Source organism: Streptomyces sannanensis, assembly GCF_039536205.1.
GTDB lineage: Bacteria > Actinomycetota > Actinomycetes > Streptomycetales > Streptomycetaceae > Streptomyces > Streptomyces sannanensis.
The window spans coordinates 7,018,833-7,031,357 of record NZ_BAAAYL010000001.1; the positions used below are offsets into that span (position 1 = coordinate 7,018,833).

Consider the following 12,525-nt stretch of genomic DNA (forward strand, 5'->3'; position numbering starts at 1 on the left):
GGACGGGCTTGAGTTGCCGCCCGGATCGTCGAAGATGACCGCATGCTGCGTGTACTTGCCGTCGACGACGAAGAACCGGCCCTCGGGGAACTGCTCTATCTGCTGCGCCGTGACCCCCGGATACGCACGGCGGAAGGTGCCACCAGCGCCACCGAGGCACTGCGCCGCATCGGCGCGGCCCTGGAGGCGGCCCCGGGCGACGATTCCGGGATCGACGTCGTCTTCCTCGACATCCACATGGCCGGGCTCACCGGACTCGACATCGCCCGGCTGCTCGCGGGTTTCGCAGCACCTCCGCTGATCGTCTTCGTCACTGCCCACGAGGGGTTCGCCGTCCAGGCCTTCGACCTGAAGGCGGTCGACTACGTCCTCAAACCCGTCCGCAGGGAACGGCTCGCCGAGGCCGTACGACGCGTCGCCGAACTCGTCGGCGGCCGCGCTCCCTCGCCCGCGGCGGCCCCCGGCACCGACCAGATCCCCGTCGAACTGGGCGGAGTGACACGGTTCCTGGCCGTCCAGGACATCGCCTATGCCGAGGCCCAGGGCGACTACGCCCGGCTGCACACCGACACCGGCAGCCATCTGGTCCGTATCCCGCTCTCCACGCTGGAGGAGCGATGGCGCGCCCACGGCTTCGTACGCATCCACCGCAGCCATCTTGTCGCCCTCGCCCGCATCGATGAACTCCGGCTGGACGCGGGCAGCACGAGCGTGCGCGTCGGCGACGCCGAACTCCCGGTCAGCCGGCGGCACGCCAGGACGCTGCGCGATCTGCTGATGCGCCGGTCCACTCGCTGACCAGGGCCTTCCCCGTCCGGCATGGTGCTGCGTAGACTCCGGGCCGTGTCCGCCGATCAGTCACCGCAACGCGAGGTCGTGACGGGCGAGCCACGGCGGGTACGGCCGCTGCCCCGCTACCGCGCGCAGTCGGAGATCGACGAGCAGACCGCGCTCGGCGGTGCCTATGTGCGGTCCCTGATGCGCGGCCAGCTGCGCGCCGGACTCACCGCCTTCGCCGCCGTCGTCCTTGTCGTCGCCACGCTCCCGGTCGCCTTTCTCGCCCTGCGCAGCACCACTGTCGTCTGGGTGGTGCTGGGCTTCGCCGCCTACCCGCCGCTGCCGCTGATCGCCTGGTGGTACGTCCGCCGGGCCGAGCGCAACGAGCGGGACTTCGCACGTCTCGTGGAAGGCCGCCCCGCACCGTGAGCCAGGGCTATGCGGTGGCCGCGGTCGCCGTCGTCTTCCTCGCCACCGTCCTCGTCGGCGGCTTCGGGCTGCGCATCTCCCGCACCACCTCCGACTTCTACGTGGCCTCACGCACCGTGCGGCCCGCCCTCAACGCCGCCGCCATCAGCGGCGAGTACCTCTCCGCGGCCTCCTTCCTCGGCATCGCGGGCCTGGTGCTGGTCGACGGCCCCGACATGCTCTGGTACCCCGTCGGCTACACCGCGGGCCATCTCGTGCTGCTGCTCTTCGTCGCCGCCCCGCTGCGCCGCTCCGGCGCGTACACCCTGCCCGACTTCGCCGAGGGCAGGCTCGAATCCCGGCGGCTGCGCAGGCTGGTGAGCGTGCTCGTGGTCGGTGCCGGCTGGCTCTATCTCGTACCGCAGCTCCAGGGCGCGGGCCTGACGCTCGACATCCTGACCGGTGCGCCGGGCTGGCTGGGGTCCGTGCTGGTCGCCGTCGTGGTGGTGCTCGCGGTGGCCGCCGGCGGCATGCGCAGCATCACCTTCGTCCAGGCCTTCCAGTACTGGCTGAAGCTCACCGCGCTGCTGGTGCCGGCGCTGTTCCTGGTGCTCGCCTGGCAGGGAGACGGACGGCCGAAGGCCGCCTTCGACGAACCGGTCGCGCTGCGCGAGCAGCGCACGGTACGGATCGCGGAACCGCTCGAACTCCGGCTCGCCGCCCCGCTCGACGCGACCGTCACCGGCACGGTGGACGGCCGCCGCCACGACGACTCCCCGGTCCGGCTCGCCGCGGGAACCCACCGCATCGGGGCGGACACCCGGCTCACCCTCACCCGAGGCACCGGAATACCTGCCACGACCCGCCGTGCCGAGCATCCGATGTACGCCACCTACGGACTGATCGTGGCCACCTTCCTCGGCACCATGGGCCTGCCTCATGTCGTGGTGCGCTTCTACACCAGCCCCGACGGCCGCGCCGCGCGCCGCACGACCGTCGTCGTCCTCGCACTGATCGGCGCGTTCTATCTGCTGCCGCCCGTCTACGGCGCACTGGGCAGGCTGTACGCCCCCGAACTCACCCTCACCGCCGAAGCCGACGCCGCGGTGCTGCTGCTCCCGGAGCGGATGATCGGCGGCCTCCCGGGTGATTTGCTCGGCGCACTGGTGGCGGGCGGCGCCTTCGCCGCCTTCCTGTCCACCGCGTCGGGCCTCACCCTGGCGGTCGCCGGGGTGCTCACCCAGGACGTGCTGCCGTCCCGCGGGGTACGGCACTTCCGGCTGGCCACCGCGCTCGCCATGGCCGTACCGCTGGCCGGCGCCCTGGGAATACGCGCGGTGCCGGTCGCCGACGCCGTGGGCATGGCCTTCGCCGTGTCCGCCTCGTCGTTCTGTCCGCTGCTGGTCCTCGGCATCTGGTGGCGTCGGATGACCCCGCCGGGTGCGGCGGCCGGGCTGCTGCTCGGCGGCGGCTCGGCGTTGGTCGCGGTCGCCGTCACGGTGAGCGGCGCGGTGCGGCCGGGGGTGCTGCGCACCCTGCTGGCCTGGCCCGCCCTGTGGTCCGTACCGGTGGGCTTCCTCGCCATGATCCTGGTGTCGCTGGCCACACCCGACAGGATTCCGCCCGGCACCAATGCCGCCATGGCGCGTTTTCATCTGCCGGAGGCGCTCACCCGGTCCGGGAGGAACGCATGATGTACGCACTGCTGCTGTCGTCGGTGCCGCTGCTGCTGGCCGCCGGTTTCCTGCTCGGCCGCCGCACCGTCCGGGCGGCTCGCCCCAGCGATGTCGGCACACCCGTCGAACACGCCACCTTCGAGACACTGCACACCGCCTCGCTGGCCGCGCCTCCGCTGCGTTCCGGGCTGACCGAGGACAGCGCCCGCAAGGCGGCCCGCCGGCTGCGTTCGCTGCTCGGCACGAACGCGCTGTGCCTGACCGACCGGGAGCGGGTGCTCGTCTGGGACGGGGTGGGGGAGCATCACGCCGGACAGGTCCTCGGCCAGGTCGGCGGGCTGCTGGAGACCGGACGGGACAAGGCGTTCGTGCCCGGCTGCGAGGATCTCGACTGTCCGCTGCGCTGGGCGGTGGCGGCCCCGCTGACGGTCGACAACCGGGTGCTGGGCACCCTGGTGGCGTACGCCCCGCGCGAGTCGGCGGTACTGGCCCGGGCCGTCGGCGAAGTGGCGCGCTGGGTCTCCGTGCAACTGGAGCTCGCCGAGCTCGACCGCTCCCGCACCCGGCTGATCGAGGCTGAGATCAAGGCGCTGCGCGCCCAGATCTCCCCGCACTTCATCTTCAATTCGCTGGCCGCGATCGCGTCGTTCGTCCGCACCGATCCGGAGCAGGCGCGTGAACTCCTGCTGGAGTTCGCCGACTTCACCCGCTACTCCTTCCGCAGGCACGGCGACTTCACCACGCTCGCCGATGAACTGCACTCCATCGACCAGTACTTGGCACTGGTACGCGCCCGTTTCGGCGAACGTCTCTCGGTGACCCTCCAGGTGGCGCCCGAAGTACTGCCGGTCGCGCTGCCGTTCCTGTGCCTCCAGCCGCTGGTCGAGAACGCCGTCAAGCACGGCCTGGAGGGCGCGGTCAGCAGCAGCCGTATCACCATCTGCGCGCTCGACGCGGGCAACGAGGCGGAAGTGGTGATCGAGGACGACGGCGTCGGCATGGAACCGGACCGGCTGCGGCGGATCCTGCGCGGCGAGGGCGGCGCGGGCACCGGTATCGGGCTGCTCAATGTGGACGAACGGCTGCGTCAGGTGTACGGCGACGAGTACGGCCTCGTCATCGAGACCGGCGTCGGGGCCGGTATGAAGATCACGGTACGGGTGCCCAAGTACCGTGCGGGCGTGCACTCCTCACCCGTATCGCCTGCGCACTGATCAGGACCTACGCGGTCACGAGGTTGAAGGAGCTCAGGACCCGCGGCTCGACGTCCGGGAAACCGACCTCGCGCAGGTACGGTGCGAGGATCTCCGCGAACCGGTGGAAGTCCTCGATGGAATCCCAGACGTCCGCCACGAACCATCCGTCGCCGGTGGGCCCCGCGACATGCGCGCGGAGCCCGGCCACGGGCCAGTCGTGGGGGCTGTGGACCAGGCCGCGGCCATTCGTCAGCTTGTTGCAGATCTGCTCGTACTGAGCCTGGGTGCCACCCGGGGCATCCATCACCACGATGATCGCCACGATCCGCTCGCTCTCGGTCGAGGAGGATTCCTGCTCCCCAGTCGACCAGCCCGCCCTGTGAGGTGCACGGCCGAAGCCGCCATCCGTAGGCGGACCTCAGAACAGATGGATGGAGAGATGACCGAGCGGCAGGCCCAGCTGCCAGGCCGGCGTCCAGATCCGCGGTTCGTCCTCGGTGCCGCCCCGCACGTCCGCCGCGGCCGGGCCGACCGCGTTGAGGTCGGCCGCCAGGAGCTCGGTCTCCTCCAGCCACCGCCAGGCCGCCCGGGCCAGAGGCAGGTCGGGATCGTGCCCGCCCGCCTCGAAGTCCTCCGCGTCCAGTCCGTTCAGCTGTTCGCACACCCATTCGTGCCAGGGCCGGCCGTCCGCGGTGAGGGAAAGCCACTCGTCGAGCCGGGCCGGCAGCCGGGCACCGTCCACCGGACCGTCGGAGAGGAAGACGGTCAGCGCCAGGGCGTTCCGCCCGGCCCGGAACTCCAGTGTCGTCGGCGGCATCAGGTCGCCGGTGCGCAGCAGTTCGTCGGCGATGTACTCGGCGTACAGCCAAGCCATGGGCACCAGCAGTTCGTCACCACTGGTCCCGTTGGTACCCTCCGGACGCATCCGTCTCGCCTCTTCCGTTTTCCGTACGCGCTCTCGGCAGCATTGAACCCGCGACGCCCGCCCCGCGTGGCCGGAAGGACAGGATCCGTCACTTGTACCGAGGAACCTACGCCGCCTGTGCTCCGGCGTAGCCGGGCAGGGCACGGCCGAGCGCACGCAGCGCGTAGTGCGAACGGGATTTGACCGTGCCGGGTGGGATGCCGAGCACCTCGGCGGCCTCGTTCACGCCGAGCCCGCGGAAGTAGATCTGTACCAGGACCGCCTGGTGCTCGGCGCTCAGGGAACGTACGGCCGCGCGGACGTCGATGGCGGCGGCCGAGCTCTCGGTGTGGTCCCCGGTGGACGGGGTGGCCGCCAGTACGCCGTCACTGACCTCCGCGGGCCGGGCCTGCCTCGACCTGCGGGCATCGATGGCGAGCCGCCGGCCCACGGTGAACAGCCAGGGGCGCATCGACTCGTACGGGCCGCCGAACGCCTCGGGATGCTGCCAGGCACGTACCAGTGTCTCCTGGAGCAGGTCCTCGGCCCGCTGCCGGTCACCGAACGTCAGACCGAGCAGGAAGTGGAAGAGCGCGGGGCCGTGCACCCGCTGCAGTTCGGCCAGTTCCTGTTCTTCAGTGCGCTGTCCCGTCGGCGCTGATGACGTGATCGCTGTGCTTGCCGTGGTCACCGTGAACGTCCTTTCCCGGGCGGTTCGCTGCCCGCAGGCACGTATGGGAGCGCAAACGGGCTCGCAGGGACAGTCGGCGTACGGAAGTGTGCGACGAACGGTCGAACGGAGCGGTGAGCGGTGCGGTGAACGGTCGCCGGAGCCGTTCAACCGGCGCAGCGCATGGGCACCGGGATGCCGAAAGGCAGCCCGCGCCGGACGGCCGGCAACGCCGCTGAACGGGTGTTTTCCGCCGGGCGGCCGGTGTCGCTGAGGCCGTGGAGGGTTCCACGATGCGCGTCATACCTCATGAAAAAGCATCAGAGCCATGTCGGGCGGCGGACGATGCTGCGCGCCGTCGGCTGTCTCGGAGCCGGCGCCGTCCTCCGGCTGATGACCCTGGAGGGGGACGGGACACCCGCCTCCCGGCCCGTGCAACCATCTTCCGCCCCCGTGGCCGGCGCGCCGGCCGGGCGGCCGCCCTCCGCCGCCGCGTACCGGCTCCAGCCCATGACGTCGTACGCGCCCGAGCGCTACCGGCCCCCGCTGCCGCCCGTACGGACAAGACCCATCCTGGCGATGCCGGAGCTCGGCCGTGCCATGGTGCTCACCTTCGACGACGGGCCCGATCCCCGCTACACCCCGGAGATCCTGCGCATCCTGCGCGAACACGAGGTGCGGGCGATGTTCCTGGTCTGCGGTGGAAGGGCCACCGAACACCCGGACCTGCTGCGCGAGATGGCCGACGACGGCCATGTCGTCGGCAACCACTCCTGGTCCCATGCCCGGATCTATCAGCTGCCCCGGCCCGCGGTCCGTGACGAACTGGGCCGCACCAGCGAGGCCATCGAGCGGATGGTCGGCGTGCCGCCGCAGTGGTACCGCGCTCCCTACGGAGCCTGGAACCGGATCTCCTTCGAGGTCGGCGCGGAGCTGGGCATGGAGCCGCTCGGCTGGAACCTTGACAGCAGCGACTGGCGGGATCCCGGCGTCCCCACCATCCTCGGCAGGGTACGGGCCGGGGCGAGCCCGGGTGCCGTGGTGCTCCAGCACGACTACGGTGGCGCCCGCTGGCAGAGCGTGACGGCACTGCGCACGTATCTGCCGGAGCTGCTGACCGAGGGCTATCGGATCACCGTGCCGCCGGTGCGCCGCTGAGGAGGCCCAGGGGGTGTCCGGCGGATCATGCCGGATCGGCGAGCGCCCGCCGCGGAGCGGCTGGTGCGCATGCGGCTTCGGATCCAGGGCGGAGGAAGGCCCGCCACGGAGCCGCTGATGTCCACGCATGCGGGGGGCACCGCCGGGGGTACCCCCAGCGGTAGCCGGGGGAGGTAGCCGGGCGAGGTAGCACCTGGGGGGACATCGGCGACTGACGACAACGCCGATGGCGCCTCCCGTGCCCGAAGGGCTACGGGGGAGACGGAGTCGCAGGGTGTCGCGAGCCCGGCATGCTCCGCCGGGCACCCCCTGGCCTTCGTTCAGCGGGTGGCCGTGAGCCGGGCGAAGGCTACGACGTTCCCGTCGTAGCCTCCGGTCCGGGAGTACCCCCCGCCGCAGGTGATCACTCGCAGCTCCGGGTACCCGGTGTCTCCGTAGACCTGGGCGCCCGGGAAGTTGTTCTTGGCGAACACCTCGACACCGTAGACCTGGAAGACCGCGGTCGAACCGTCGAAGCGGGTCACCTCGATGTGGTTGCCTTTCTTCAGCGCGCCGAGTCCGTAGAAGACCGCCGGGCCCGCATTGTTGTCGACGTGACCGACGATCACCGCCGTACCGCTCTGCCCGGGGGATATGCCGTTCTGGTACCAGCCGGCCAGGTTGGGATCCTGCGCGGGCGGCGCCTCGATCCAGCCGTCGGCGTCGACCCCCACGTCCATCAGCGGGGCGTCGACCTTGATCGCGGGGATTCGGATCTTGGCGGCGGCGGAATAGGGAAGTGGCCGCACAGCGGCGGCCGAAGTCGACGGAGAGGGCAGGCCGGTGAGTCTGGCCGACGCGGCGGGCAGTGGAGGGCCGTCCGGTCCGCCCACCCCGTTCCGCATCATCGCAAGGCCGGTGAGCATGACGAGAGCCACGACGCCCCAGGGCTGGCGTCTCCTCGGCTCCAGTCCGCTGTAATCCCGGCGCATGGTTCTCCCTTCATCGCCTGTACGCACGCTAAGTGGGGGCGGTGGGGTCGGCGAGGACTGGCGGGCGAACGGGTGGCGGGTGCGGACTGTCTGCCCCCATCCGGGTAGCGCGCCCCGGCGATTCCTCTGACAGTCCGTGACCTGCGGCTCAGTCAACCAGGGAGGGGTTCCTCCGGCGTGTCGCTCACCAGTGTGGACCAGTACCGGAATGCGGCTCCTATGCACTCCAGTGAGGGTTTGTCGTGGGAGGCGTAATCGTCGACTGCTCGGAGCGCCGCTTCGGGGCGCCTGCCCAAGGAGGTTCCACCATGCGTGCTTCACGAGTCTGCGCGGTGGCTGTGGCCGCCTGTGCGGCGTTCGGGCTCTCGGCCTCGTCGACCGCTGTCGCCAACTCCGGAGACGACGGCCTTGTCGGCAACGGCACCGGGAGCAGCAATGGCATCGGCGGGATCGGGACCGGGAATGGCATAGGCGGGGACAGGGACGGGAATGGCATCGGCGGCAACGGGGTCGGGACCGGAAATGACTTCGTCGGGAGCGGGATAGGCACTGGTAACAACCCTGTCGGGAGCGGGATCGGCACTGGTAACAACCCTGTCGGGACCGGGATCGGCACTGGTAACAACCCTGTCGGGACCGGGACCGGCACTGGTAACAACCCTGTCGGGACCGGGACCGGCACTGGCAATAACCCCGTCGGGAGCGGGACCGGGACCGGCAATAACCCCGTCGGGAGCGGGACCGAGACCGGAAATAACACTGTCGGGAACGGGATCGGGACCGGAAACAGCGTCGTCGGGAACGGCAACGGCAACAACGTCGTCAATAATTTCGGGAACAATCTCGGTAGCAACGTCGGTAGCAACGTCGGCAGTAACGTCGGGAACAACGTCGGGAACAACCACCGCAACGAAAATTTCGGGCACAACAACAACCGCCACAACGTCCGTAACAACGTCGGGAACAACAACCGCCATAACGTCCGTAACAACAACCGACACAACGGCAACAACAACAACCGCCGCAACGGCAACGGCAACGACCCGAACGATGTCCGCGTCAGCCCGGCCTCGGTCCATCAGGGCGGCACGCTGTCGATCACCGCGGCCGGCTGCCGCAACGGCGGCTCCATAACGTCCAACGCTTTCCCCGAGGTGAGGCTGTCGTCCGGCTCCACCGGGTTCGCCGCTGCGAGGGTCTACAACGACGCCGGCCCCGGGAACTACACGCTCTTCATCAGGTGCAACGGCGACTCCCGTGTGATTTCTGCCGGGTTCACCGTGCTGCAGGGCCTTGGCGCGCAGGGCGGTCTCGGTGGTTCCAGGGGGCCGTCGGACACGGAGATGGCGCTGGGTGCGGGTTTGGTCGCCCTGGCGGCCACGGGTGGCGGCGTGTTCCTCGTGCGCCGTCGCCGTCCGAGCCGCGGCAGGTCCTGACCGCCCGAACCTCCCCGGTCGGCCCGAACCGCCCGGAGCCCCGAGTCCCGGCAAGGGGACTCGGGGCTCCGGGCGGTTCGGTACGCGCGGCCGTGCCCGTTAGGGCTGACGCCTGCCCGACCGCCGCCGTACGACATACACGGTGCCGCCGAACGCGGCGGTGACCAGCGCGAGGCCCCCGGCGATCTCCCAGGCCTCCGGGCCCCGGGAGCCGCCGCCCACACCGCCCTTGACCGCACCGGTCGGTGAGACGGTCGGCGCGACGGTGGAGCTGATGGTGGGCGGGAGCGTGGCGGGCCCGGCGACGGTGAGCTCGGACCGTCCCTTCTCGCCTTTGCAGTCGAAGGTCACCTGGTAGGACGCGCCCGGACTGGCGTCCCGGTCGACGATCGCCGCGGCCGAACCGTCTCTGGGGATGGTGACGGGGTTGAAGACGGCCGAGGTGGCGTAGGTGCTCGTGGGGCAGCCGGTGACGTTCAGTGTGACCCTTCCGCCGGGCGCGACCGTCGAGGGTGTGACGCTGAAACCGAACGACGTGGCGTCCTGGCCGACACTGGCCGTCGCTGCGGGGGCGCTGAGTGGGAGTGCGGCGGCGCCGAGCAAGGTGACGGCCGCGGCGGCACGTGGCGTGCGCATGGGCGTTCCTCCGGGGTTGCCGAGGGGCAGCTGCGGAACCGGTTTCCACATAAGGCAGGGAATGCACCTCGATACCGGAAACGCTAGGAGTGCCCCCTTGGGGTCGCGATCGGTGTCGCCCATTTGGGGCACTCCTGCCCTCGCCCGGCCGCCCTGCGGCGGGAGGTGTCAGCGGGCGTGCGGGAAGAGATCGACGTATGGCTCCACGGCCGCCGAGATGCCATGGCTGAAGGGGGAGTCGAAGTCCCAGATCAGGAAGAGCAGGAAGGCGATCAGGGCGCTGAACAGGCCCGCGAGCAGCAGTTCCCGCAAGCTTCTGCGGATCTGCAGGGTGAAGATCAGGCCCACGGTGACCAGGGCCCCGGTGATCAGGCCGAACCAGACGACGCCCGGCATGGTCGCGCCCGCACTGTCGCCGCGTGCCCCGCGGGCTTCGTCGGCCATGGCGACCATGTCGACCAGCGGCTGGTAGGCCTGACCCTCGTGGTCGTTCGCCGGGCGGTAGTCGGTGACGTCGCGGCGCACCCGCTCCAGCAGCGCGGCACTCCTGTCGGTCAGTTCGCCGTGCTCGGACATGTGGGGCCACTCCTTGCGGACGACGTACGAGACATACGCGTCGACGTCCGCACGGGTCCGGTCGCGCACCTCCGCGGGGTAGACCTGGACGCGGGCGCTGATCTCGTGCAGCGCCTGGGCCTCCTGGCGTACCGAGTCCTGGGCCGCGCCGCGGGCCTCCCAGACGCCGGCGATGGCGAGGCCCAGCACGATGGCGTACACCACGCCGATCATCATCGTCATGTATTCGATGACGTCGGGGGTCTCGGAGGGGTCGTCGTCCTCCCGGACCCGGCGGTTGTTGATGACGACGATGGTCAGGACGACGGCGCAGGCCGCGGCCATCGCGAGGGTCAATACGAGCCATTCCGACATGGAAACCTCCGGCTGCTAGCGGGAGCGGGGGCGTAGCGCGGCGGCGGCGAGCACCGCGGGGGCCGTGACGAGAAGGGTGAGGGAGACCAGGGAGGGCCCGCCTGAAGGCTTGATGCGCTTGGCCTTGCGGTAGACGGGGAGAGCGACGGGCGTCGGCGGGGGCGGTGTCGGCCGCACGGAAGGGGGCGGCGGAGGAGGGGGTGGCGGTGGTGGAGGGGGTGGCGGTGGTGGAGGGGGTGGCGGTGGTGGAGGGGCCGGACGGTGCACACGCGGCGGCGACGGCTTGGGGGCGCGCTTCGGCGGACACACGGCTCCGCGGCCGGAGACCGCCACCGCGGAGTTGGAGGCGTTCTGTCCGCTGCCGGTGATGGAGGCGACGGCGCAGTTGTCCTCGGCCGCCGCCGGCGCAGGAGCGAGCAGCAGCCAGGAGAGTGCCGCGGCTGCCAACAGGCGCCCGGCCAGGTGGGATCGGTACACGACGGGGAGCATGAACCGGGCCGTGGCCTGCCAGTCCCATGGCCGAATGGATTCCTCCGATGGGGGGACATTCGGCGCTTTGCGTTTGGGACCGTCCGACAGGGTGTGCGGGCGCCGGAAGAATTCTTCGGAAGCGTTGAACACACCCGGGCTCGCCGCTCGTACCCAGGGTCATGAAGGGACGGACGACAGGAGTCGACATGCTGTGCTCATCCGGGGACAAGCCCGCGAACCCCCGGGCCTGGCGGAGTGCCTCGCTCGCGCTGACGGCGGTGGCGGTACTGGCGCTGACGACGGCGTGCGGGCAGGAGAAGGGCAGCGGGCCCGCCGACAGCCAGGCGGTCGGGAACGCCGGCTCGGCGCAGTCCGGCGGCTACGGGGATGCCTCCGCCGGCGGGTCCGCGGAACAGGCCGCGAAGCCCGCCGGGCAACTGGGGGTCCGGGACGGCGGCGAGCTCGGCAAGGTCCTCACGGACAGTGCCGGCTTCACCCTCTACCGCTTCGACAAGGACACCGCGAAGCCGCCGAAGTCGAATTGCGAAGGCGACTGTGCGAAGAAATGGCCTGTCGTGCCCGCGGGCGATGTCACGGCCGCGCCCGGCACCGACGCCTCGCTCATAGGTGAGGTGACCCGTCCCGACGGTACCCGTCAACTGACCGTCGCCGGCCGGCCGATGTACCGGTTCGCCAAGGACACAAAGCCGGGTGACGCCAATGGGCAAGGTGTCGGAGGTGTCTGGTTCGCAGCCGCTCCCGACGGGAGGAAGGCCTCGGCTCAGGCCGGGAACCTGCCCGGAATGTCCGTACGTGACGACCCCGATCTCGGCCGGATCCTGGTGGACGGGCGCGGTATGACGGTCTACCGGTTCAAGAAGGACTCGGCCTGGCCGATGAAGACGGCGTGCACCGGAGCATGCCTGGAGAAGTGGCCCGTGGTCGCCCCGGTCGACACGAACGACACGGAAGGCGTCATCAAGAAGGGTTTCGTCGTGTTCGACCGCCCGGACGGCATCAAGCAGCAGACCGTCAACTGCTGGCCGGTGTACACCTTCTCCGGTGACACCAAGCCCGGTGACACCCATGGGCAGGGCGTCAAAGGGCTCTGGTACGCGGTGTCTCCCGAGGGCTCACTCGTCGGGGCGCCGAAGTAAACAGAACAGCACCACGGCCCACCGTTTCGCCCATGGGTGAGACGGTGGGCCGGTGGTGTGTGCCGGTGGTGTGTGACCGAGAACGGACCGCCAATCTCCGTTTGGACTCGCCCCATTGGCCGACGATCAGTAGCC

The 12,525-nt window shown here is 70.5% G+C and carries 14 protein-coding genes; 7 read left to right on the top strand and 7 right to left on the bottom strand.

What is annotated here, in order from left to right; genetic code table 11:
- The first annotated feature begins 42 nt into the window (after positions 1–42).
- Genes ABD858_RS32690 through ABD858_RS32705 form a run of 4 tightly spaced genes read left to right on the top strand, consistent with a single transcriptional unit; the run spans position 43 to position 4,075 of the window.
- On the top strand, positions 43–798 hold the full coding sequence (locus tag ABD858_RS32690; protein WP_345034043.1) for a LytR/AlgR family response regulator transcription factor: 756 nt from the start codon (positions 43–45) through the stop codon (positions 796–798).
- A 45-nt stretch (positions 799–843) separates the two neighbouring features.
- Positions 844–1,206, top strand: a complete 363-nt coding sequence (locus ABD858_RS32695) for a hypothetical protein (protein ID WP_345034042.1) — start codon at positions 844–846, stop codon at positions 1,204–1,206.
- Complete coding sequence (locus ABD858_RS32700) at positions 1,203–2,879, top strand: sodium/solute symporter (RefSeq protein WP_345034041.1); 1,677 nt, start codon at positions 1,203–1,205, stop codon at positions 2,877–2,879. Before ABD858_RS32695 ends, ABD858_RS32700 begins: the two co-directional genes overlap by 4 nt.
- Complete coding sequence (locus ABD858_RS32705; protein WP_345034039.1) at positions 2,876–4,075, top strand: sensor histidine kinase; 1,200 nt, start codon at positions 2,876–2,878, stop codon at positions 4,073–4,075. The genes ABD858_RS32700 and ABD858_RS32705 overlap by 4 nt, the downstream gene beginning before the upstream one ends.
- Positions 4,076–4,082: 7 nt before the next feature.
- On the opposite strand, the gene ABD858_RS32710 is transcribed toward ABD858_RS32705, so the two are convergent.
- The 3 genes from ABD858_RS32710 to ABD858_RS32720 form a co-directional block, all read right to left on the bottom strand.
- Positions 4,083–4,379: a hypothetical protein gene (locus ABD858_RS32710; RefSeq protein WP_345034038.1), complete on the bottom strand. Its 297-nt coding sequence runs from the start codon at positions 4,377–4,379 to the stop codon at positions 4,083–4,085.
- Positions 4,380–4,475: 96 nt separating this feature from the next.
- Entirely contained in the window at positions 4,476–4,982 is a 507-nt protein-coding gene (locus ABD858_RS32715; RefSeq protein WP_345034036.1) for a hypothetical protein, read from the bottom strand.
- A gap of 106 nt (positions 4,983–5,088) precedes the next feature.
- Positions 5,089–5,652, bottom strand: a complete 564-nt coding sequence (locus tag ABD858_RS32720) for a sigma-70 family RNA polymerase sigma factor (RefSeq protein WP_345034033.1) — start codon at positions 5,650–5,652, stop codon at positions 5,089–5,091.
- 288 nt (positions 5,653–5,940) lie between these two features.
- Between ABD858_RS32720 and ABD858_RS32725 the strand changes: the two genes are divergently transcribed.
- Positions 5,941–6,789 carry a polysaccharide deacetylase family protein gene (locus tag ABD858_RS32725; RefSeq protein ID WP_345034031.1) on the top strand — a complete coding sequence of 283 codons (849 nt, stop codon included), beginning with the start codon at positions 5,941–5,943 and terminating at the stop codon, positions 6,787–6,789.
- Positions 6,790–7,109: 320 nt separating this feature from the next.
- On the opposite strand, the gene ABD858_RS32730 is transcribed toward ABD858_RS32725, so the two are convergent.
- The gene (locus ABD858_RS32730) at positions 7,110–7,760 is read right to left on the bottom strand and encodes a class F sortase (protein WP_345034029.1); all 651 of its coding nucleotides are present in this window, start codon (positions 7,758–7,760) and stop codon (positions 7,110–7,112) included.
- 332 nt (positions 7,761–8,092) lie between these two features.
- On the opposite strand from ABD858_RS32730, the gene ABD858_RS32735 reads away from it, so the two are divergent.
- On the top strand, positions 8,093–9,196 hold the full coding sequence (locus tag ABD858_RS32735; protein ID WP_345034028.1) for a hypothetical protein: 1,104 nt from the start codon (positions 8,093–8,095) through the stop codon (positions 9,194–9,196).
- 99 nt (positions 9,197–9,295) lie between these two features.
- Here the strand turns inward: ABD858_RS32735 and ABD858_RS32740 are convergent, their stop codons facing one another.
- The 3 genes from ABD858_RS32740 to ABD858_RS32750 all read right to left on the bottom strand — a co-directional run bounded on the left by ABD858_RS32740 (position 9,296) and on the right by ABD858_RS32750 (position 11,239).
- Entirely contained in the window at positions 9,296–9,832 is a 537-nt protein-coding gene (locus tag ABD858_RS32740; RefSeq protein WP_345034026.1) for a cupredoxin domain-containing protein, read from the bottom strand.
- Positions 9,833–10,000: 168 nt separating this feature from the next.
- Positions 10,001–10,762, bottom strand: a complete 762-nt coding sequence (locus tag ABD858_RS32745) for a bestrophin-like domain (protein WP_345034025.1) — start codon at positions 10,760–10,762, stop codon at positions 10,001–10,003.
- 15 nt (positions 10,763–10,777) lie between these two features.
- Positions 10,778–11,239 (bottom strand): hypothetical protein, encoded by a 462-nt coding sequence (locus ABD858_RS32750; RefSeq protein WP_345045072.1) that lies wholly within the window; start codon positions 11,237–11,239, stop codon positions 10,778–10,780.
- A 200-nt stretch (positions 11,240–11,439) separates the two neighbouring features.
- On the opposite strand from ABD858_RS32750, the gene ABD858_RS32755 reads away from it, so the two are divergent.
- Positions 11,440–12,390 (top strand): SCO0930 family lipoprotein, encoded by a 951-nt coding sequence (locus ABD858_RS32755; RefSeq protein ID WP_345034023.1) that lies wholly within the window; start codon positions 11,440–11,442, stop codon positions 12,388–12,390.
- Positions 12,391–12,525: the final 135 nt, after the last annotated feature.

Excerpts from the sequence above, each read along its gene's own strand:
- ABD858_RS32755 (WP_345034023.1), top strand. The coding sequence starts at position 11,440 with ATGCTGTGCTCATCCGGGGACAAGCCCGCGAACCCCCGGGCCTGGCGG.
- ABD858_RS32730 (WP_345034029.1), bottom strand. The coding sequence starts at position 7,760 with ATGCGCCGGGATTACAGCGGACTGGAGCCGAGGAGACGCCAGCCCTGG.
- ABD858_RS32715 (WP_345034036.1), bottom strand. The coding sequence starts at position 4,982 with ATGCGTCCGGAGGGTACCAACGGGACCAGTGGTGACGAACTGCTGGTG.
- ABD858_RS32725 (WP_345034031.1), top strand. The coding sequence starts at position 5,941 with ATGAAAAAGCATCAGAGCCATGTCGGGCGGCGGACGATGCTGCGCGCC.
- ABD858_RS32745 (WP_345034025.1), bottom strand. The coding sequence starts at position 10,762 with ATGTCGGAATGGCTCGTATTGACCCTCGCGATGGCCGCGGCCTGCGCC.
- ABD858_RS32705 (WP_345034039.1), top strand. The coding sequence starts at position 2,876 with ATGATGTACGCACTGCTGCTGTCGTCGGTGCCGCTGCTGCTGGCCGCC.
- ABD858_RS32740 (WP_345034026.1), bottom strand. The coding sequence starts at position 9,832 with ATGCGCACGCCACGTGCCGCCGCGGCCGTCACCTTGCTCGGCGCCGCC.
- ABD858_RS32690 (WP_345034043.1), top strand. The coding sequence starts at position 43 with ATGCTGCGTGTACTTGCCGTCGACGACGAAGAACCGGCCCTCGGGGAA.